This window comes from Acetivibrio saccincola, assembly GCF_002844395.1.
GTDB classification, from domain to species: Bacteria; Bacillota; Clostridia; order Acetivibrionales; family Acetivibrionaceae; genus Herbivorax; species Herbivorax saccincola.
The window spans coordinates 2,766,316-2,788,630 of sequence record NZ_CP025197.1; the positions used below are offsets into that span (position 1 = coordinate 2,766,316).

Consider the following 22,315-nt stretch of genomic DNA (forward strand, 5'->3'; position numbering starts at 1 on the left):
CAAAATAAAACACATTATTCTTTTTCTGCTTCTCCAATTGTGTAATCAATACATACTCTTCCGTTTACAATATGTTCTGCAACAACACGTACTGCCTTTTCAGGAGTCATATTTACATAAGTTACTTTATTTCCTTCTTTGTCTATTACTTCAACAATAGGCTCAAGCCTGCATGTTCCTATGCAACCTGTCATTGTTACAGACACATTATTTATATTTCTTTTAGAAAGTTCACTGATAAAAGCGTTCATCACAGGTCTTGCACCCGCAGCAATACCGCATGTAGCCATACCTACTACAATTCTCATTTCCTTTTCTGCTGTTCTTAAATTAATCTGTTCTAAAGTCTTTTTTCTTATCTCTTCTAATTCAGCTATGGATTTCATCCAATACACCTCCAAAAATAGTCTTTATTCCTTCATTTACATACTCGCCTATCCACTTTATCACTTCAAACTGGGTAATAGGCACATCTTTAAGGGTCTTTTTTATGTCAAGTGTACTAAATTCAAACTGCTTTTTTTTATTGTCAATTATCAGATTGTATTCAATATGAGGTTGTGCCATTATAAGAGTTGTCAAAGTTTCAGCTACATTCCCCAAAGGTAATCTGTCAATATGAGATATTCTAAAATAAGCTATAACTTCTGTGCCCACATTTTTTTTAGAATCTATAATAAGTTCCCCGTCAGCATTTTTTGCAGATGCTTCAAAGAGGGAAATACCAAGCCCCACTTTCCTGGTTGTTCTGGTTGTTTTAAAAGGATTTTTCACGTCTTTTAAAAACTCTTCATCCATTCCAACGCCGTTATCTTTTATTTTTATCTCCAATAAGTCAGCATCTGTATGGGCACATATTGTTATATCAATTTTATCTGCTTTTGCAGAAAGTGAGTTTTGTACTATGTCCATTATGTGTAAAGATAAGTCCCTCATTATTCTTTATACTTCTTAATAATTCCCTCAACATCTTCTGGTACAAGTCTTCCATAAACATCATCATTAATTGTTATAACAGGTGCTAATCCGCATGCTCCTATACATCTGCAAGCTTCTAAAGAAAACATCCCGTCTTCTGTGCATTCATCTACATCAATACCTAGCAGTTCTTTGAATTTGTCCAGAATCTGTCCTGCTCCCTTTACATAACAAGCTGTTCCCATACAAATATTAATTTTGTATTTTCCTTTTGGATTTAAATAAAACTGTGTGTAAAATGTTACTACTCCGTAAATTTCAGAAAGTGAAACTCCAAGACCTTCTGAGATCTTTTTTTGAACTTCAATTGGCAGATACCCGTACAATTCTTGTGCCTCATGAAGTACCGGAACTAAAGCCCCTTTAGTATCCTTATACTTTTCAATAATTTCCTGGAGCTTTTCATCTCTTACATCTTTAGCGCCACAGCAGCAGCAATTATTTGTGCTCATTTCCAATAACCCCCTAACAGACGATAGTTTTGTTTTCAAAAATTGTATGTTAACATTTTAACAATAACCCTGCTTATTATAACAAATATACGCAAAACATTCAATACATTTTATCAATATTGTTTAACTTCCAAATAATTTAACATATCGGTATTTAAGCATTTGCAAGGTTTTATGTGTATTTAAAATAATAGGCGGATTGTATACAATATCCTTTATGCTGTTTTAGTATGTTAGTTCAAAATTAAAAAATAAAAACAGGAGTGACTAAATCACATCCCGTTTTAGTTTTGCATTTCACATTTATAAATTATTTCACTTTTTAAGGAATGTCATCAATTTCAACAATATTTAACATAGAAATTGTTGGTGCGTTTTCCCGCTTTTCTTCTTCCGTTGGCGTTATCCATACAATATAATTGTTGTTTGTAAATTTTGCATAGTTTTTATACTCATCAGACATCTTTACTATATAATCCTTTTTTCTGTCGTAGGCGTAAGCTTTTCCACTGGTAGTCCACATAATAAATCTGCTGCCCATACTGGGCCATCCGCAGCCGCCTTCATCATTAAAATAAACAACGTCAATTAAAAATTCATCCCATTTTAGTGCCGGTATTGGAGTATATCTTATGTCATCCTCATCTTCCAGTGCTGCATAATAAAGTTTTACTTCTTTAGTTTCCCTGTTATATGCATATACTTAATAATCCTCACCTACTATCTCCATTCTTCTTACCATATAATCCTCCGTTGTTCAACAAATAATGCCACTTCTTCTTTTGTTGTATGCAAATACCGTCCCGGTAACCGGTCAGCCCAAGATACAGGAGAGTTATAAGCCGGCTCTGCCCATTGTACGTAGAATTATTACCCTCAAATGTTATTATAGTGACTTGCTAAAACTAAAATACTTCATATTATATTACCAGTTACTTGGGGTCATTCATGCTATGTGATAAAAGGCTTACTGTAAATTTTCAAATTAAATTAGATAATATTTTCAAATTATTTTAGGTCAATTTTACCACAAATTAGTGAATATTTTCAAATTAAAATAGGAACGCGATAATCAAATTTTCAAATTCCAGTAGGATTCAAAATAAAATTTGGAAAAATAAGTATTGCATAACACTTTCAAATTTGTATAATAAAAATGAGCAGATTAACTGCTCTTAAAATTTTAATCAAAATATTGATAATAGAAAACTTTTAAGTATAAATTCAATAAGTTTACAACATTTATTACTTAAACGGTTTATAACCGTTGTACTAAGGCTACCGGTTAAAGATAAAAGTATTTTAGATATCAAAGTCTTTTTGTCCTTGGTATACGATTTCTTCATCTACATGCTTTTGCTTTATTGAACAAGCATACATAAGGCTTGAGGTTGCAAGACTGTTAACAAGGCGGGGTACGCCTTTTGATGCAGAATAAATAGCTTCAATTGCAGCCTGGGTAAATATATTTTCATGTAAACCGGCAGACTTTAGCCTTGTAAAAATATAGTCTGAAAGTTCCTCAGGCTTTAACCCCTGCATTACGTATTTTACGGCTATACGCTGCTTTAAAGGTGCATTTACCGCTAACTGTAATTTGTTCCTGATTTGCGATTGCCCCGACAATATTAATATAAAAGGATTTTCAGAGTCCATTTTAAAGTTAAATAAAAGCCTTAATTCTTCAAGTATGCTGTTTGACATCATCTGTACCTCGTCAAGGATAATAACCGGAGTAATTTTTTGATTATAGTACAAAGACATTATTGCTTGTTTCAAGAAATGTTTTGGCGGTAGCTTGATAGTATTTTTGAGAGAATAGTTGAATGTTGGGGAATTCTCTTACTACTATTGCTAAAACGTTTCTTGCTTTTTCTGTGTTTCCAAGAGTTTCATCCGGTAATTTCACTTTGTGTATTATTTGTCTTAATCCATTTTGTATTGTATTGAGATTTTTAATGAATTTTTTTCTGTAATAGTATAGAATTTGCCTTGAAAACTGTACGTTGTTTTTTAGATTTAGTTGTTTTATAACTGAATTAATACTACCTTTACGATAAAATAAATTATATATGTATTCAAAAATATGATTTATTGCATTAATAAATCCGGGTAAACAAAAGTTAGGAATATATGATATGGTGCATCCACATAGAGGACATATATAGCGAGTGAAAATATTTTTTCAAATTGCGGTAGGGTTAAAAATTTTTTTCACCTATTTTAATGTGATAAAATAAGGGTAGATTTACCTAAATTAAAATGAAAATCTACATTAAACAATGATGAAATATTTACTTCAGTAGACCTTGTATTACTACAAAGATATGTATTAGAACTTATTGATAAATTACCTTCCAATGAAAATTATGTTGGGTACAACATTGGAGATTTTACATGTGATAAAGAATACTCAAATGAAGATGTGCAAATTTTAAAAGACATACTTTCAAGAAGCTTAGATGACCTTTTACCCCTTACAAAACTAATTGCAGATATTAATAAAGATGAAATTATTGATGAAATGGATTTTAGTTTATTAGACCAGACTGTTAATTCTTATTACATCCCTGAATTCTTTGTTGATTGCTTAGGCCGTTCTGTTGACGACTTTTCAATTGAAGAAGCAGAAGCAAAACATTTAGCACTGTATTTAACTGATGAAATTTTTCCACCTGAGGATTTAGTTGAGAAAATTTCTGGGGAGCTTTCTGCCATAAGAGAAATTTTTGGAGCTGATATACCTCAACTTAAAGAAACTTATCATTTTAATTATAATAAATACTATAATGCTAATCTTCTAATAAACTTTAATGAAGAAACATTAGAGAAAGTTATAGCCGGGGAATATAATGAATGGGATGACTTAAACAAAATATACGGTGTACAGTTAATTAAAATCTATAATAAAAATGTTACGCTGATTTTTAATGATGTTTTAAGCAATCAAAAGCTTGTCAATATCTATAAGGAACTTCCCGGAATTACAAGAATAAACACTTTAAGCTTGGTTCTAATCTACCAGCCATCTACAGTACATATAAAGGAAGTTGACGGGTATAGAAGATATACATTTGTAATAGTCGATTCTCCAGACAATGAATTACGTCATGTGTTTGAAGTCAGGGATAACTATATAGAATACATAAACAAAGGCATAATTGTTCCTTTGGAGACAGAGTAATATTTATGTTAAAAAAGTAATGTTTTAATTAAAAAAAGAGGCAAAGCTATCTGGCTTTTGCCTCTTTTTTAATTTTATATGCTGTCGATAATTTTATCAAATTCTTCTATAATATTTTTATAGTTTTCAGTGTAGACACCACCACCCAGTGCCAGATGCGGCTTACCTCCACCTTTTCCGTCAATATGTTTTAAAGCATTTTTAATTACCAGGTTGGCGTTGTATTTTTTTGAAAGAGGTTTGTCCACTGCTACAATAACCCTTAATTTATCTTCTACTTTACATATAAAGCACACTATTCCCTTTATAATTTCTGAAATTCTTATTGCCTCATCCCGGATTTCATCTGAAAACCCGTCAAATATCTTTACAAAATATTTCTGCCCACTTCCGGATGTCTTTGTGTTCTCTTGTATATCTGACTTGTCTAATGGTTTAAATTCTATAGTATCTTTCTTCTTAGGTGCTTTTAGCAAAGTATCAAGCTTTGATGCAACATTCTCTGGTGAAACCCTTAGCTTTGATGCAACTTCTTTTAATATTTTTATTTGGTTTTGTGTATATTCTATTGCTGTATTACCTGTAACAGCCGTAATTCTCCTGATTCCCCTTCCAACACTGCCTTCTGAGAGAATTTTAAAACATCCGATGTTACCGGTTGCACTGGTGTGGGTACCTCCGCAAAGTTCCTTTGATATTTCCCCAAACTGTACAACCCTTACACTGTCCCCGTATTTGTCACCAAAAAATGCCAAAACACCTTTTTGAATAGCATCGTTCAATGTTGTAATTTCAGTTGTAAGAGGAATGTTCATTTGTATATATTTATTAACCTGCTTCTCAACCTGTTCAATTTCTTCTTCTGTCATCCTGTCATCATACTGAAAATCAAATCTTAGCCTGTCTTCTTCAACTAAAGATCCAGTCTGACTTATAGTATTACCTAAAAGTTTTCTCAAAGCACTCTGGAGAAGATGTACACTAGAGTGGTTTGCCTGTATTTTTAATCTTCTCTCCTTGTCTATTTTCATTTCTACAGTTGAATTTACTCTTAAAATTCCCTCTTTTACAACAACTAAATGTACGAAAACACCGTTATCATCTTTTTGTACATCCAAAACATCTGCTTTTCCATCAGGAGTTATAAACTCGCCAATGTCCGGGACTTGCCCGCCGCTTTCTGCATAAAAAGGAGTCCGGTCAGTTATTATCAGTGCCTTGTCCCCGGATTTGACACTGTCTGTCTTTTCACCATTTTTAATTATTCTAAGCACAGTCCCTTCACACTCATATACTTCATAACCTTTAAACTGTGTTTGTGGAATATCCTTCAGAACACCTTCCAATTCTTTCAAGTCTATTCCTCCCCCTTCTTTTCCACCGCCTGATGAAGGGCTTTTTGAAATCTCCTGATGCTTTTTAAATTCTTCTTTATACTCATCTATATTTACATTTCCACCTTTTTCTTCAGCATACTCTTGTATCAGTTCTATTGGTATTCCATATGTGGACACCAGTATAAAAGCATCCTTTCCACTAATTTCAAAGCTTTCCTTGCCAGTTATTTTTTCCAGTCTTTTAAAACCGTCTTTTAACACTTGCTGGAAATGTGTTCTTTCATTTTCAAATGTGTTTATTATATCTTCTTTATTTTGTTTAAAATGTGTATAAAAATCACTGTACTGTCCAATTACCTTTTCTAAAACAGAAACAAAATCGAATTCCTCCACCTTGGCCTTTAATGTCAGTGCAGCACATTTTCTGATAAGGCGTCTTGGTATGTATCCTCTTCCGTCATTGGAAGGCTTTATACCTTCAGAAAGAATAAATGAAGTTGTCCTTAAATGGTCAGCTATAATCCGCATAGCTTTCTGGCTTAAATTGCCTTTTGACTGCAGGGCAATTTCATCCATAATAGGTTTTAATAAATCTGTTTCATAAACAGAATCAAGTCCGTTTAAAACCATTGTCAGCCTTTCAAGGCCTGCTCCTGTATCCACACTTTTAAATTTCAGCGGGGTGTAAGTACCGTCTAAGTTTTTATTAAACTGCATAAAAACCCCTGCATTCCAAATCTCAATATATCTGTTTTTAGTGTCAAAATAGCCCCCTTCAACATACGCTTCCCCATGCTCATCACCGGTATCATAAAAAACTTCTGTACAAGGTCCGCATGGTCCTGTTTCACCAGCCGGTCCCCAAAAATTATCTTCAAATGGTTGAAATACTATGTGGCTTTTAGGAATACCAAGCTTTTCCCAAGCTCTAGCAGACTCATAATCAGGGGAAAGATTTAATTTTTCACATCCTTCAAAAACTGTGACGTATAGCTTTTCTTTAGGAATTTTAAATCCTTCCACCAAAAGCTCAAAGGCCAAAGCAATAGCTTTTTCTTTAAAATAGTTGTTTATAGACCAGCTGCCCAGCATTTCAAAGCTAGTCAAATGATGCCTGTCCCCTACTTCTTCAATATCAATTGTCCTGATACACGGCTGGATATTGCACAAATCTGAATTTGGTGGCTGGGCTTCCCCGGTAAAATATTTTTTCAAAGGAGCCATCCCTGAATTTATGAACAATAATGTCGGGTCGTTGGTTGGTATTATTGAGGAACACGGTATTTTTAAGTGTTTTTTATTTACAAAAAAATTCAGGAAAATTTCTCTTATTTCCTTGCTTGTTATCTTAAGCATTTCTAATTCCTCCATCTATAATAATCATCTTTTAATATTATTTTTTATAATTTTTTGTAATCTTTTAATTTTCTAATATAATTTTCTGGCATAGTCCATCTGATACAATTAAAATAAATATCATGTCTGTAATAATAAATATAATACCACACCTAAGGGGCTGCTGTAAATAAAACACCAATTAATGTATATGTAAAACTTAATTTTTTATTGCTAGTGGTACCATATTATTGTATACTATTTTTATGTATTATACTATTATTTTTAATAATATTTATTATTGTTTTTGAATATCCTATTATTTTTAAAAGAAGGTGAAGAAATGAAATTACTTTATAAGGGCAAAACAAAAGACGTTTACCAATTGGAAGACGGAAATTATATTTTAAAATTCAAAGATGATATGACAGGAACGGATGGAAAATTTGATCCAGGTGCCAACACCGTTGGACTGACTATAGATGGTGCTGGTAAATCCAGCCTTAAGCTGACAAAAATGTTTTTTGAAATATTAGAGGAAAAAAACATACCTACCCACTTTATTGACGCAAATATTGAAGAGGCTACAATGACTGTAAAACCTGCAGCTATGTTTGGAAACGGGTTAGAAGTTATCTGCCGCTACAAGGCTGTAGGAAGTTTTTTGCGCCGTTATGGAATGTATGCAAAGGAAGGACAGGATTTAGATGCATTTGTAGAGGTAACCCTCAAAGATGACCAAAGGGGAGATCCACCAATAAGCGAAGATGCCCTCCATATGCTCAATATAGTAACCAGGGAAGAATATGCAAAGTTAAAGGATTTAACTGTTAAAATTTCTAATATAGTTAAAGAAGAATTGGCCAAAAAGAATTTAGAATTGTATGATATAAAACTGGAGTTTGGAAAAGTAAATGGTGAAATTGTATTAATTGATGAAATATCAGGTGGAAATATGAGAGTGTATAAAGACGGGAAATATATTGAACCTCTTCTTTTAGAAAAACTACTGCTGCAGTAATGTTTTTTATAAAGCCCTAAAGGCTTGGATTTCATCATTTCTGCCTTTAGGGCTATTATTCGGGGTTTATTATTTAAATTAAAAAATTGCAAGCCCAACTAAAATTCCCAATATCAACCCCACATTTGCAAGGTGATTGTGCATATCATTTGCCTGCGGTACAAGCTCGTCATTGACAATATAAATCATGGCTCCTGCTGCAAATGCTAAAGAACCACTTATAAAAACAGGGGATATTGCCAAAAATGCCATTCCAATTGCAGTTCCCACAGGAGTCATTAGACCTGCAATAAGCACAAATAAAAATATCTTGCCAATGGGAACCCCTCCTGCCTTTAAAGGTCCTGCTATAGCCAAACCTTCCGGTATATTATGAAGGGCAATTGCAATTGCAATGGAAAGTCCTAATTTTGCACTTGCTTCTAAGCCTGCCCCGATTGCAAGCCCCTCCGGTATATTGTGAAGGGCTATTCCAAATAAAATTAGATATCCCATTCTTTTCATTGAGTTTTCCAGTTCTTTGAATTTCTCTGGATTTTCCACCGATACGTCTTCTTTACCGGACATGTGGGAATGGGGAACAATGGTGTCTAATAGCCGCATCATAGCCGCCCCAAGTACAACTCCCACAACTGCACTTGTCATTGAACCTAAAGCTATCGCCTCAGGTATTAGTTCAAAAAGGGAAATTGCCATCATAATACCGCCGGCAAAACCCAAAAGTGTAGACAGAAGTTTATTGCCTGGTTTTTTTATTATAAATAATGCTACAACTCCTAAAACCGTTGAAGTACCGGCAAAAAAACTATAAAGTAAAGCTTCCATAATTGTATTCAGCCCCTTTTACTTTATCTGAAGTAAAGACAAAAATTATATTTCCAATTTAATTATACCAACTTTATTTATATTAAAACATACCTTATTACAATTAAAATAGCAGACAGGCTTTTAAAAGCCTTAAAAAAGGGGCTGTAAGCCCCTTTTCCTTTTTTAACATTAACTTTTTAATTTATCTTTGAACCGGGAATCTGTCTATAACTTCAAGAAGGTATCTGCTTAAAATTGTAGCATCAAGGGAATCTACCACTCCGTCCCCATTTAAATCTGCATTGTTAAGATTTGCATTTTGCACAGGTATTTCTAATATATGTCTGTTCAAAAGTGCATAGTCTGAGGTATTGATTATGCCGTCCCCGTTAATATCACCATATGACCCTGGTGGTGTCGGCTTAGGTGATTGTGTCGGTGTTGGCTGTGTTGATGGAAGACCGGTAATTTTTACATTGTCCACCATAAATGAACCTGAATTTGCATTCATTCCTGCAAAATGTATGGATATTATTTTATTTAAATCCAATCTCTTGTTGCCGTCTGCTCCCGGCGGCTGCCAGTCTGATCTTGGTGAAAACTGGCTCATAGGTATTTCAAGAGTAGTCCAGCTGTTTCTAGGACTTATTACGTATTCCCATTGTTCCCCGTCTTCACCTGCAATTGAACCTTCCTCTACCAACATAAGTCTTATTTGATTGCCTGTACCTTTGATATCAAAGGAAATTCCTGTTGCCTTTGATATATCGGTACCCACCATAACTTTTAATACTCCCCAGTATCCAGAAGCTGAACCACTGTAGCTTACATCCATTGCACTTCCACCGCCGTCTCTTACTCCTTTTGCTGCACTAACTGATGCGCCTTCCCCGTCATAAGTTATCCATGTGAAAGCTCCTTCAAAATCGTCAATGAGAAGTTCCCCATCCTGTGTCGGAGGAGTTGATGGCGTTGGCTTTGGTGATGATGTAGGGGTCGTTGTAGGATATGGCGTTGATGGACCTGATCCGCCGGTATCTTCTAAAAGATTAGGGAAGTTACCGGTTAAATATAATAAAGTCATAAGTCTTAATGAGTTTCCATAGTAGTGATAATCCCCACCGTCTTTTACATTTATTGTTTCATTATAAAGTTCTTTTGCAAAATTTAGATCTGAACCGGTCATTGTTGCTGAGGCTATAGGACCTATAAAAGTAGCATTATGGTATTGACCTGTTCTTGAACCCTGTATAGTATATCCATCCACTATAGCAGATGCACCGCCTTGTCTTTTAAAGAAATTAGCTATTAAGTCACAATTTTTCTTTGCCCTGGAATCCCCAAACCATGAGTAGTCAATAGCAGTTCTCCAAGGATAACGTGCTGCATCATAAGTATAGTTGTATCCCATACCACTTGCCTGGGTACCCTGTGCCGTACACCAGTCTGGTACAAGACCTGTACCGCCGTTTAGCCTGTTGATGCTGTCAACTATTTCATAACATTTGTCTGCAACGCTATTCCATCTGTTATCTCCTGTAAACTGCGCAAATATTTTGTACCATGCAGGTGCAAAATAAGAAGGATTGGTTACTTGTGAACCGCCCCATGTATCTCCTGGTTTTAATACGTTTGTACCACGTTCCACACAGTAATTGTATAAATTATTTATTAACCTTTTTGCTTCTTCACCATAGTTAAATTTGCCGGAGCCCCACTTCTTGCTGGCAAATACCAATGCAAGGGCTATATCTTCATCTGCGTCTGTAGCACAATCTTTTCCACCGGGTCCTACTATGTTTCCATTTCTGTCAATTTGCCATCCCATAAGACCATTTCCGTTGTGATATAATTTAACGTAGCTGTAAAAATCATCAAAAAGTGCTTGATCGTCAAAATATACAGCCAGTATCATACCATATCCCATACCCTCTGATACGGTATCAAAATTTGAACCTGCATCTCTTTGTACCCTTCTAAATCCTCCTGCACCGCTAGATGTTACGTAAGTAGCTTTCCAGTCTTCCCACTCTGCTAAAAGCATTGCATTAGCCGCCGCCTGGTCATCAGCAAGAGAGCTGAACCCGTATTTATAAGTTGCGTTGTAGGGAAATTTGGATGATGAGGCTTTTACCTCAGTAAGACCATTTCCGGTTAATACCGCAAACGATGTGAATAACATTGCAAGTACCAATAAAAATGTACCTGTCTTCTTTAGTTGTTTCACCAATTTTATTCCTCCTTAAATTTAATTCTATTTTTTACTTGCCTTTCAGTAATTGTGTGAAAAGTACAGTAAGTTTATGTAAAATACCATATTTTTCACACAACAATACCAAAATAGCAAGTTGAATTCATTTGCTATGATATTATTTATGCTATGAGATTACTAAATGAGTAATTGCATTGAAAACATGAATGTATTGAAACGGATTAGGATAGAAAACGGCGACGAAAACTAAAAATATTGATTATATAAAATCTCTTTTATTATTATATCAAATTAAAACTAACTTTTCAAAATTTTTTTTACAAAATTACCTAAAAAATATCCCGCTATTTTACAGCGGGATATTTTTAACTTCAACATTTCATCCTGTATATACCAGATTCAGTATGTACCTGATTTCATGTAGTGTGCACCCGGTATTTATCTGTTTCTTTCTACCGGAAATTCTGTTATCAATTCCATTAAATATCTTGTCATAAGTGTGTGATCCTGGGTATTTATATCGCCATCCCCGTTTACATCTGCTGCTTCAAGTGGAACACTGAAACCATCAATTATTTCAAGTATGTATCTTCCCAATAAACTTATATCTATTGTGTTAACTACTCCATCGCCATTTAAATCCCCGTATAAAATCACCGGAGTATTGCCACCGCCATTATCATCGCCTAAATCCCTTCCGTCAGGCGGGAAATTTGGTGTAACACTCATAGATGAATTCCCAAAATATCTGTAAAGCCCAGCACATGCACCAACCAGTGCAGCATTGTAGTCTATTGCAACTTCATTATAAATATAATCACTTGTAACGTCTACATGGTTGTCACTTTGATCTGGACCACCAACCAGCGCACCGTACAGTATATGTTTGTGCGGTGAAGGGTCTTCTGCATGGGTTGTACCTGATGCTGCCCTGTGGTGAGGGAATTTTACTGAATTACTGCTGTATCCCACTATGTAAGAACGATTTAGAGGGTTTTTACCTAGTAGGTAGTCCATCTGTCCTCTTGCCCATTCACTGTATTTAGACGGCCTGTCACCGTTGGTGTGTTTGTCATATACCAAAACTGCAAGCTGTGTAGCTGTATTGTACCTTGCAGAACCCCAGCGGTCTAAAAATGCATATCCTGCCGGCGTGGTTTTAGCAACCTGCCCGCTCATCCAATTATCACCCAATAATTTTACCTGGCTCCAAAAATCTACTTCAGTCCACTGGTTCATGCCTGAAAGCTGTTTAAACCTGTCTTCAAACTTATTGCTGTTTTTGTCGTACTTGTCGTTTATTTCAGCTAAAATACAAGCTGTTCCAACCCACACATTATTCCAGCAATGTGTCCACCATGGTGGTGCATAATAGTCATTATATTTAAAAGCTTCGTCCAAGTAAAAATCATCCTGAGTTGCTAAGTAAAGCCAAGCTGCAGCCCAGCAGTAATCATCTTTCCAGTCAGTTGAATCATAGTACATTCCAGGTCCATCTTTGTTAACTTCTTTTCTGTTTGAGTAAGCAAAGTCAAATAGGGCTTTTGCATAATCAAGGCTCTTTTGAGCATATTGAGGATCTTCATCTTTAAAGTTCATATAGTTTATTGCAAGGGAAGCCGCCGCTCCTGAAATACAGTCTGTGGAAGGCCGCTCTTCAGTAGCAAACCATCCTTTTCTAAACATGGTATCATCTTCAGGTGCATTCCAGTAGTTATGGTCTATATCCCCGTCTCCAACCTGATAGCAGTGAGCAATTACCTTGCCTGAAGAATCCCTGAATGTAACTTTCATAAAATAGTCATTAAAATACCTTAAAATTCTCTTCATGTGAGTATCTTGTCCCAACTCTTCAAACTGCTCCCTAAATTCATAAAATCCCCACCCCAGTGTAGCTGCACTGTACACCTGAGGCATTCCGAATTTCACATGGTCACCGGCATCATGAAACCCTCCGGCAACGTCAACCGTCCCATCCCCGTCAGGGTCTAATATGCTTCTGTATCTGCTGATAAAACCACTTGACATGTTAGTGTTTGTTGAATCTAAAGGAAGTTTTGCATCGTAAGTATGACAGTTATCTCTCCAACTTAATAGACTATTATTTGAAACCTCTGTGCCACACATATTTGCATCATAGAAAAACATAGAATACTGAAGTGCCCTTGCATAGTCATATTGTGCCGAAGCGCTGCTTATCCCCCCTCCGGAAATAACTGCAGCTAACATGACAGCTAAACTTACAATCCAAGCACCTACCCTTTTTTTGTACATTTTTCCCCCATCCTTTCAAAAATTCTCTTTACTTAATGTTATATATTATATTTTAATTGTAATATATTTTAATATCTCAATCAATGAAAATATTGACTGTCCTCTCTGCCCCGTCCCACTCTACATTAAACCCTAAGTTTTCAAGCAAAAATCTCAATGGCATATAGGTTCTTCCATTTATAATCTGAGGGGCAACATCGTTGATAAAGGTTTTTTGATTTACCAGCATTTCTTTAGAGTCAATAACCATTTCTATTTCAATGTCTTTATATTCAACGGTTACTTTTTTCTTCTCACCATCCCAGAAAATCTCTCCGCCAACGGATTCAATAATTGCCCTTATAGGCACTAAAGTCCTGTCATTAATAATTACAGGTGTTGTGTCCCTTCCCGGATCTATTTCTTTTACTTCTCCATTAACAGTCATGTATTTTTGACCAATCTTTAAAATTATTTCAATACCGTTTTTGTCGTCATTCTCATTATCTTCATTGTTTTTATCATTATTTTCATCAATAACATTTTCATTCTTATTCTCATTATCGGATTCTTCATCAAGAGGAAACATTTTCAAAAGACCTTCCCACACCCTGCTGCTTCCCTTTCCCAGTCTCCAGACAGTTAGACCTGAAAGATTGTAGTTTTTTACAATGTTATAATATTTCAAATAAAGGCTCTCGGGAGTCTCAAAATGATACTCTATTTCAACAAGCACATCCCCGTTATCTTTAATAAGTTCTTTTCTTTTTTCATTAGATATTTTATTGGAAGGTACAATTTTTCTATATATTACAGGCTCATCTAAGAATTCCTCTTTAGAACCTGCCATTTCAATAGAACTTAATTCCGGCCTGTTAAGCTCATAATAGAAATAATCCTTTCCCCCCACATTTCTTTTATACTTAACCCATTCCATTCCCACTATACTAACTCCTAAAAGAACATTTTGGGGATTTTCAACTATTTCCAAAAGCTTTACCACCGCCTCTTCCACTTTCCAAAAAGGCTGTACATAAGGCTGGTTGTTGTATGAAGATTCTATTGTCTTTACTTTTCCATGAAGTCCTGCAGGTACATTTTCACTGTCGGTATATTTTTGGACATATTGATAATCATATGCCATGAGAATAATATAATCAGAAATCTTCTCTATTTGGGCTATATCATACCCGTCAAAATAACCACCCACATTAGTGGGGTGAACAATTACGATGAGCAGCTTATCCTTAAGGGCATCTTTTAACCTTTTTATAAAACTGTTATATTTTTCTTTTAAACCGGTTCTTTGGGAAGTGCTGTAGTAGCCGGTGTTAAAAGAATCCCTGAAGGCTTCAAAATCCAAAACCACCCCGTCAAACTGATAATTATTAACTGTATCAATTATTGGCTGTATTATGTACTTGTCCCAGGAATGATTGTCCATATTTAAAAATTCAATTGCAGCATTTTTGTTGTCCTTATATTGTTCGGCATCAAAATAAATTGAAAGCAGTGCCTTTCCATTGGGAAAAGCCTCTTTATAATGATGTTTGCTGCTTAAATCAGGTTCTGTTTTAGGAATTTTTAAAGAAGAACCTGCACTAATTAAATTGGAATCTTCCAATTCATTGTACTCTGCTATAAGAAAATGCGGAATTTCAAACTTTCTTGATATTGAAAAAAGAGAATCCCCCGGCTGGACTATGTATTCAAAATGTCCCCCGGCTGATATTTTAGTTGGAAATCCATATTCAGTCCTATTATCATACGGGCTTATGCCAAAATACATTTTATCTGTAAACTGGATTATACCTTCGTTATTTCTGGCAAGCCTCCCCCATTGGAAATACATGTGATGACCGTCTTTTAAGTTTTCCTTTATCTCCTGGTATTCTAAATTGCTGCTAATGGCAAAAAAGGGATTAACCATAATTGCTGAATAAGCCGGCAAGGTTGATGTAAATACAAGGGATACTATTATTGTTAAAAGTATAATTTTTCTCATACTCATACTTATCCTCCGTTTTTATTAATTTACATTTTCTATTGTATTTTCTTTGAATATGTCAACACTAAGTATCCTAAGATAATATTACTATTGTTTTAGTATAGTCTATTTTTTTTGTAGTGGCAATGTAATAAAAAGTGCCAATATTATAAAAAAGGCAGTGGAACATGAATCTTACATAAAACATACAATAATATTGATAATTTATGAAAGGAATGAAGGATATGCATAATTTTTTTTCATACCCATGCACTCAGAGTTTTCAAATGTATAATCCTTATAATTTGTGTCCCTACACCTACATGCCTAATATGATGATGTACAATCCGGACTTTTGGAACCAGCTCTCCCATAATTATTCTTTCTCACACTACAAAGGAGAATATAATTACTATATTGAGTTAAAAGATTATGGTTCCAATCCCTTTGTGGTCAATATTGAAAAGGCTGCCAACCAAAACAAGAATTTCCGCACAGCCCTTTGGACAGGAAAATACCTGCAGCTAACTTTAATGAGTATTAATGCCGGTGACGACATTGGATTAGAAGTTCACACTGACCATGATCAATTTATACGCATCGAAGAAGGTGAAGGAATTGTTAAAATGGGAGACTGCAAAGACAAACTGGATTTTCAAAAAAAAGTTAGTGACGGCTACGTCATCCTCATACCTGCCGGCAAGTGGCACAATTTAATTAACACAGGCAAAAAACCTTTAAAACTATACTCTATATATGCGCCCCCTGAACATCCATACGGCACGGTGCAAAAAAACAAAAAAGCATTAGAAACCACTGAAAAAAAACACTGTTAATAACAATTATATAAAATATAAAATTTTAAAAAAGTTTAAGGTGGAGGTTTTTATAATTCCTCCACCTTTAAAATTCTATTTTTTAGTGTTATTCATTACTTTAGCATCTTTAACCCTTATTTCATACTTTCCTGAGGGAGTAGGACAAAGTTCAATAATTTCTAAGCTGTTTTCTTTTGTACTGGAAAAACAAAAAACCCTTACATTTGAATCCAACACTAACAAACTAAGCTCTGTACTCTCATTCACTACGTTATTTTCTGCAATTTCCTCTATTACACTTTCTGCAATTTTCTCAACTGTTTCTTTGTCCTCTGCCACATCATTGCTGCTTTTTAACTCATGGTTTCCTGTTTCCAGCTTGTCTGCCAAAGTCGTGCTTCCAAGAATGAAAGCAACATACAAGGCAAACACCGTCAAACTTGGTAATAGCTTTTTCACCATAGAATTCCTCCTTAAAAAAAATTTTTATATATTTAATTTTAACTATTAACACATTTTACATTTTAAATATATTTATCTATTTATTTAATTTTCTGTTTATTTTCTCATATTATTATTCATATTATTAATTCGCAATAAATTTTCAATTGGTTGATATTTATTTAATAATCATTAATAATTTATTAGTTCATTTGCATTAACCAGCATTTATACTAACTAATGTTTTTTGCACATGAAAATATTGTATGATTAAAATAGTATTTTGTCAAACTTTATTTCATTTTTAAGTAATTTTTTGAAATACTATGTTATGTAAATAGACGTATATTCGTTATAAATGACTAATTAAATGCTGTAAAAAACAAGTAGGAAAAGTGCAAGATTTTGATATAATAAAGTAGTAATTTGACTTGCTTTATGTTTCCAACAAGCCCATAATGGGTTATAGGCAGACATAAAATTATAACTATATTTTTCGCCCATATAATATAATTTTAAAGTTTTTTCTTACTATAATTTAAATAACAATACACTACACTTAAATACCGGCTATAAAAAATTGCATACTACAAAACTTTACTATGTTTGTTTGTACAGTTTTTTATAATATTATTTATTATTATATTTTGAAAGGAGGATTTGCATGTGAAAGCATTTGGTTTTAAAGGCTTCTTATTGGTACTGACATTTATATTGACAGCTGTTTTTTTTACACCATTAGCATCTATACCTGCAACTGCATCACCCTTATATGGGGACGCAAATTATGACGGAGTTATCAACTCTTCAGATGCTACTTTAATGATGAGACATATTTTAGATGTCTCAAGAGTAAGTGATGAATCAATTATTGATCTTAACGGTGATGGATACGTGAATTCAAATGATTATAGCTTATTAAACAGATATATACTTGAAATTATTTCTGAATTTCCTGTTGAAAATTCCAAACCAGAGCCAACGCCTACTGCTACACCTGAGCCTGAGTTTCACGTTTTTCTTTTGCTAGGTCAGTCTAATATGGCTGGATACCCGAAAGCCCTGCCTGAAGACAAAGTAAAAGACGAGCGTGTGCTGGTACTAGGATTTGACGATAATCCTGCCACCGGGCGCAGGAAAGATGAATGGGATGTAGCATGCCCGCCTCTGCATGACAGCTGGAACAATGCATTAGGTCCTGGAGACTATTTTGGTAAAACCATGATAGAGCACGTTCCAGACGGTGGTACCATTGGTCTTGTGCCATGTGCTATTAGTGGCGAAAGAATTGAAACTTTCATGAAATCCGGTGGCAGCAAGTATGATTGGATTATTCACCGTGCAAGAATTGCACAGCAAAGTGGTGGAGTAATAAAAGGTATTATATTCCATCAAGGTGAGTCAAATAATGGGGATCCTAGCTGGCCTCACAAAGTTAAGACTTTGGTAGAAGACCTTAGAAAAGATTTAGGAATAGGAGGTGTACCATTTATAGCAGGTGAATTACTCTACAGTGGAAACTGTGCCGGTCACAACACTTTAGTAAATCAATTGCCTTCAATAATTAGCAATTGTTATGTGGTATCTGCAAACGGACTGGTTGTAGATCCTTCTGATACAACCTGGAATCTTCATTTTAGCCGAGATTCACAGGTCATTTTAGGTAAAAGATATGCAGAAAAAATGATTGAAGCTTTGGGATGGTAATTTTGTAAATTTAAAATTATAGATATAAAATTATATCTGAGACTCTAAAGTCTATATCTGAGATCTATAAACCACAGTAGAACATACTACCCAGGAAATGAAAGTTTATTCCCGGGTAGTATTTTTTATATTTCCAGGCTATTAGCTTTTAAATTCAGATTTACCAGCCCCAGCCTTGGTTCCAATCCCAGCCGCCTTGGTTCCAGTCCCAGCCGCCTTGATTCCAGTCATTGCCTCCCTGGTTCCAATCCCAGCCACCTTGGTTCCAGTCATTGCCTCCCTGGTTCCAATCCCAGCCGCCTTGGTTCCAGTCCCAGCCGCCTTGATTCCAGTCATTGCCTCCCTGGTTCCAATCCCAGCCACCTTGGTTCCAGTCATTGCCTCCTTGGTTCCAATCCCAGCCGCCTTGGTTCCAATCATTGCCGCCCTGGTTCCAATCCCAGCCGCCTTGGTTCCAATCATTGCCTCCCTGGTTCCAATCCCAGCCGCCTTGGTTCCAGTCATTGCCGCCCTGGTTCCAATCCCAGCCGCCTTGGTTCCAGTCATTGCCGCCCTGGTTCCAATCCCAGCCGCCTTGGTTCCAATCCCAGCCGCCTTGGTTCCAATCCCAGCCACCTTGGTTCCAGTCATTGCCGCCCTGGTTCCAATCCCAGCCACCTTGGTTCCAGTCATTGCCTCCCTGGTTCCAATCCCAGCCTTGGTTCCAATCCCAGCCGCCTTGGTTCCAATCCCAGCCACCTTGGTTCAGTCATTGCCTCCTGGTTCCAATCCCAGCCGCCTTGGTTCCAGTCATTGCCTCCCTGGTTCCAATCCCAGCTTGGTTCCAGTCATTGCCTCCTTGGTTCCAATCCCAGCCGCCTTGGTTCCAGTCATTGCCTCCTTGGTTCCAATCCCAGCCGCCTTGGTTCCAATCATTGCCGCCCTGGTTCCAATCCCAGCCGCCTTGGTTCCAGTCCCAGCCGCCTTGATTCCAGTCATTGCCGCCCTGGTTCCAATCCCAGCCACCTTGGTTCCAATCATTGCCGCCCTGGTTCCAATCCCAGCCGCCTTGGTTCCAATCATTGCCGCCCTGGTTCCAGTCCCAGCCACCTTGGTTCCAATCATTGCCGCCCTGGTTTAATCCCAGCCGCCTTGGTTCCAGTCCCAGCCGCCTTGATTCCAGTCATTGCCGCCCTGGTTCAATCCCAGCCACCTTGGTTCCAATCATTGCCGCCCTGGTTCCAATCCCAGCCACCTTGGTTCCAATCATTGCCGCCCTGGTTCCAATCCCAGCCGCCTTGGTTCCAATCATTGCCGCCCTGGTTCCAATCCCAGCCGCCTTGGTTCCAGTCCCAGCCGCCTTGATTCCAATCATTGCCGCCCTGGTTCCAGTCCCAGCCACCTTGGTTCCAATCATTGCCACCGGCGTTTCCACCAGAACCGCCTATTGTAATTACATTAGTGTAAACATCTGCACTTCCACTGCTCTGATATCCCTCTATGGTTAATGCAACTTCGTACATTTTACCCATTCTCATGCCCATTCTTTCCCAAGCATTAAAGTGCTCACTAACTGATATAGTTCCACTGGTCTTTTTGGATGTCCTTACACTCCAATACTGTTGGAAAGTTGCAGTCCCTTTAATGGAAGGCTGCTGAACTCTTGTAGTTTCATATACATCATATGTACCGCCGTCAACTGCAATTAGACCCTTAGACTGTGCTCCCGGCGGACGCCAATCTCCCCAACTCTCAACAATGTAGTACTCTACAAGGGGATCAACAGTCCAACCATAAACACATAGATATGAGTTTCCATTTGGACGGTAGTCAACGCCATACTGTACCGTTATGTTACCAATTTGCTGGTGTGTCTGAGTTTCGTTAAATTTGCGGCCTTTACGGAATAATATGTTGTTAATATTACTCCACTGACAACTAAATGCCCCACCATCCTTTAATGTCATAGTTCCGTTTCCTGAATCTTTCCAGTACTCATAGTCATAGCCACCGTGAGTACCTGTTTCGTTAGAACTTAATGTTCTTGCATCTACTTTTCCTGCAAACATGAAGCTAAAACATACGGTGAAACACAACAAAGCAGAAAAAGCAACCATGATTTTTTTTCTCACTGCAAATTCCTCCTTTTTATTTTTAATTTATTATAAATATCTACACATTTGGTAGATACTTATACCGGAACTGCATGTAGCATAATGCACCATTTTTTGTATTGAAAAATATTAAAATACTTTTATATTGCTGCTAAAAATCATGGATTGCAGACTGTATTATTCATTATTAGCATTTTAATTATTTGGTAATAAGAATTTGTTATAATGATTGGCATTGTAGTTATGGTTTACCGTCTGGGTTTGTAGTTTGTAGGTATAATGGTAAGAAAACTTTATTGTAATGCTTTATAATAATATCCCACCATAAAAACCATATTGAGTTTTGAAAAATATAATATATGTCCCTTCGTTGTTTATAATACGATGGATAATATTTTTTGAGTGTAGTTTTTTATTTTTTTTTGAATTTTTTATAATTTTAGATATTTATATATTACAATAAAGCATTTAGTTTTTATTTAGTTCTCATTTGTTTTTAAATTTTTACTTTTTTTAAGGTTTTTAATTTTGTTATAAGCAGTGTTACAAGCAGTATTATGCCTGCATATCCTACTATTGGATAGAGGTATTTGACAAGATTTGAAAATCCCAATTGGCTTGCAATAAATGCAAAAAATGCAGTACCTATAATAATATATTTTGCATACTTTCCATTTAAATCAGTAATCCTGGCGCTAAAACCATAAAGGCTTCCCACCGCCGTAGTATATATTTCTGCTATTAGCACTATGGAATAAATAATCTGTACAGCATACGAAAGTCTACTGGCTATAAAAAGCATTGGTACTTCATAATTTTGTACAGTATTAAGATTATTCATGACAGCCAGATAAATTGCAATGGCAGCAGCTCCAAGGCCAATCCCTCCTAATATGGCACCATTTCTAATGGTTTTTTTGTCCTGCCCCTTAACCCCTAGGGGTCCCAACACTGAAATAGCAAGTACAATATTGTATGAGGTATACAAAATAGCAGCCCAAACCCAATTTCTTATAAGTCCGCTAGCTTCTGCTGACACCATTACAAATTCAGTTGTTGTAGGAGGTATAAATAATACGGAAAATAAACTTATTCCAACACAAGAAACAATTAAAAAGGGCACTACCGTACTAATTGAATTAATTACTCCTTTAAGGCCGGCAAGCACCGTAATTACTGTAAAAATACCCATTAATAAATTACCCCATACACTGTTTATTCCGAACTGTTGGTTTACCAATGCTCCGGAACCGGCTAGCATTGCAGTTAATGCACCAAACAGAAAAAAAATTATAAGATAATCCAGCATGGTGCCAAGAAATTTTCCGCTGGTATGTTTTATTATTTCTAAATGGGATTTTGAATTTAATTCCCTGCCAAGGTCCATTATTATATATCCAAATACTGTAAAGAGTATTGTTACAATGAATAAACCCATAAGCCCTTTGCCTTTAAACACGGCAAAAAACTGCAATGTTTCCTGACCGGAAGCAAAACCTGCCCCGACAACTGTTCCGATATATGTTGCAGCCACTTTTAATATTGTTACTTTTTTATTTTCCATAGTTACTCCCCCAAATAATAGATGTCATAAATCTAGTGTACCCAGAAAAATATTATTTATTTTTTTTGTGATTAAATTCTAAATTATATAAAAAAACTTAAGTTGGGATTTTACCCCACTTAAGTT

The 22,315-nt window shown here is 35.9% G+C and carries 18 protein-coding genes and 2 pseudogenes; 4 read left to right on the forward strand and 16 right to left on the reverse strand.

Annotated elements, in window-relative coordinates:
* Nucleotides 1-14 precede the first annotated feature (14 nt).
* The 5 genes from HVS_RS12385 to HVS_RS12405 form a co-directional block, all read right to left on the reverse strand.
* A complete protein-coding gene (locus HVS_RS12385; RefSeq protein WP_101302834.1) occupies nt 15-386 on the reverse strand; it encodes a (2Fe-2S) ferredoxin domain-containing protein in 372 nt (123 codons plus the stop codon).
* Entirely contained in the window at nt 370-936 is a 567-nt protein-coding gene (locus HVS_RS12390) for an ATP-binding protein (RefSeq protein WP_101302837.1), read from the reverse strand. Before HVS_RS12390 ends, HVS_RS12385 begins: the two co-directional genes overlap by 17 nt.
* The gene (gene nuoE / locus HVS_RS12395) at nt 936-1,430 is read right to left on the reverse strand and encodes an NADH-quinone oxidoreductase subunit NuoE (protein WP_101302839.1); all 495 of its coding nucleotides are present in this window, start codon (nt 1,428-1,430) and stop codon (nt 936-938) included. The genes HVS_RS12390 and nuoE overlap by 1 nt, the downstream gene beginning before the upstream one ends.
* Before the next feature lie 322 nt (nt 1,431-1,752).
* Nucleotides 1,753-1,971, reverse strand: coding sequence for a hypothetical protein (locus tag HVS_RS12400; RefSeq protein ID WP_101302841.1), 219 nt, complete (start codon nt 1,969-1,971; stop codon nt 1,753-1,755).
* 761 nt (nt 1,972-2,732) lie between these two features.
* Complete coding sequence (locus tag HVS_RS12405; RefSeq protein WP_242971562.1) at nt 2,733-3,209, reverse strand: ExeA family protein; 477 nt, start codon at nt 3,207-3,209, stop codon at nt 2,733-2,735.
* 646 nt (nt 3,210-3,855) lie between these two features.
* On the opposite strand from HVS_RS12405, the gene HVS_RS12410 reads away from it, so the two are divergent.
* Nucleotides 3,856-4,614 carry a hypothetical protein gene (locus HVS_RS12410; protein ID WP_101302845.1) on the forward strand — a complete coding sequence of 253 codons (759 nt, stop codon included), beginning with the start codon at nt 3,856-3,858 and terminating at the stop codon, nt 4,612-4,614.
* A 74-nt stretch (nt 4,615-4,688) separates the two neighbouring features.
* Here the strand turns inward: HVS_RS12410 and alaS are convergent, their stop codons facing one another.
* Nucleotides 4,689-7,307 carry an alanine--tRNA ligase gene (gene alaS / locus HVS_RS12415; protein WP_157942956.1) on the reverse strand — a complete coding sequence of 873 codons (2,619 nt, stop codon included), beginning with the start codon at nt 7,305-7,307 and terminating at the stop codon, nt 4,689-4,691.
* Nucleotides 7,308-7,629: 322 nt separating this feature from the next.
* Between alaS and HVS_RS12420 the strand changes: the two genes are divergently transcribed.
* Nucleotides 7,630-8,307: a phosphoribosylaminoimidazolesuccinocarboxamide synthase gene (locus HVS_RS12420; protein ID WP_101302849.1), complete on the forward strand. Its 678-nt coding sequence runs from the start codon at nt 7,630-7,632 to the stop codon at nt 8,305-8,307.
* A gap of 78 nt (nt 8,308-8,385) precedes the next feature.
* On the opposite strand, the gene HVS_RS12425 is transcribed toward HVS_RS12420, so the two are convergent.
* From HVS_RS12425 to HVS_RS12440, 5 genes and pseudogenes are all read right to left on the reverse strand, one after another.
* Nucleotides 8,386-9,132 carry a ZIP family metal transporter gene (locus HVS_RS12425; protein WP_101302851.1) on the reverse strand — a complete coding sequence of 249 codons (747 nt, stop codon included), beginning with the start codon at nt 9,130-9,132 and terminating at the stop codon, nt 8,386-8,388.
* Nucleotides 9,133-9,316: 184 nt separating this feature from the next.
* Complete coding sequence (locus tag HVS_RS17770) at nt 9,317-9,625, reverse strand: dockerin type I repeat-containing protein (protein ID WP_423230883.1); 309 nt, start codon at nt 9,623-9,625, stop codon at nt 9,317-9,319.
* A gap of 9 nt (nt 9,626-9,634) precedes the next feature.
* A pseudogene (locus tag HVS_RS17280) lies at nt 9,635-11,350 on the reverse strand (glycosyl hydrolase family 8); the annotation flags it as partial.
* 414 nt (nt 11,351-11,764) lie between these two features.
* Nucleotides 11,765-13,600, reverse strand: coding sequence for a glycoside hydrolase family 9 protein (locus tag HVS_RS12435; RefSeq protein WP_101302855.1), 1,836 nt, complete (start codon nt 13,598-13,600; stop codon nt 11,765-11,767).
* A 76-nt stretch (nt 13,601-13,676) separates the two neighbouring features.
* Nucleotides 13,677-15,590, reverse strand: coding sequence for a stalk domain-containing protein (locus HVS_RS12440; RefSeq protein ID WP_101302857.1), 1,914 nt, complete (start codon nt 15,588-15,590; stop codon nt 13,677-13,679).
* A gap of 212 nt (nt 15,591-15,802) precedes the next feature.
* Here HVS_RS12440 and HVS_RS12445 point away from each other — a divergent pair, with 212 nt between their 5' ends.
* Nucleotides 15,803-16,402: a cupin domain-containing protein gene (locus HVS_RS12445; RefSeq protein ID WP_101302859.1), complete on the forward strand. Its 600-nt coding sequence runs from the start codon at nt 15,803-15,805 to the stop codon at nt 16,400-16,402.
* A gap of 75 nt (nt 16,403-16,477) precedes the next feature.
* Here the strand turns inward: HVS_RS12445 and HVS_RS12450 are convergent, their stop codons facing one another.
* On the reverse strand, nt 16,478-16,846 hold the full coding sequence (locus HVS_RS12450) for a hypothetical protein (RefSeq protein ID WP_101302861.1): 369 nt from the start codon (nt 16,844-16,846) through the stop codon (nt 16,478-16,480).
* A gap of 645 nt (nt 16,847-17,491) precedes the next feature.
* On the opposite strand from HVS_RS12450, the gene HVS_RS12455 reads away from it, so the two are divergent.
* Entirely contained in the window at nt 17,492-18,532 is a 1,041-nt protein-coding gene (locus HVS_RS12455) for a sialate O-acetylesterase (protein WP_235827437.1), read from the forward strand.
* Between the two features lie 141 nt (nt 18,533-18,673).
* On the opposite strand, the gene HVS_RS16600 is transcribed toward HVS_RS12455, so the two are convergent.
* From HVS_RS16600 to HVS_RS12475, 4 genes and pseudogenes are all read right to left on the reverse strand, one after another.
* Nucleotides 18,674-19,270, reverse strand: coding sequence for a hypothetical protein (locus HVS_RS16600; protein WP_159063456.1), 597 nt, complete (start codon nt 19,268-19,270; stop codon nt 18,674-18,676).
* A gap of 51 nt (nt 19,271-19,321) precedes the next feature.
* Entirely contained in the window at nt 19,322-19,636 is a 315-nt protein-coding gene (locus HVS_RS12465; protein ID WP_101302865.1) for a hypothetical protein, read from the reverse strand.
* 311 nt (nt 19,637-19,947) lie between these two features.
* A pseudogene (locus tag HVS_RS12470) lies at nt 19,948-20,643 on the reverse strand (glycoside hydrolase family 11 protein); the annotation flags it as partial.
* Nucleotides 20,644-21,121: 478 nt separating this feature from the next.
* Entirely contained in the window at nt 21,122-22,189 is a 1,068-nt protein-coding gene (locus HVS_RS12475) for a YkvI family membrane protein (protein WP_101302867.1), read from the reverse strand.
* Nucleotides 22,190-22,315 lie beyond the last annotated feature (126 nt).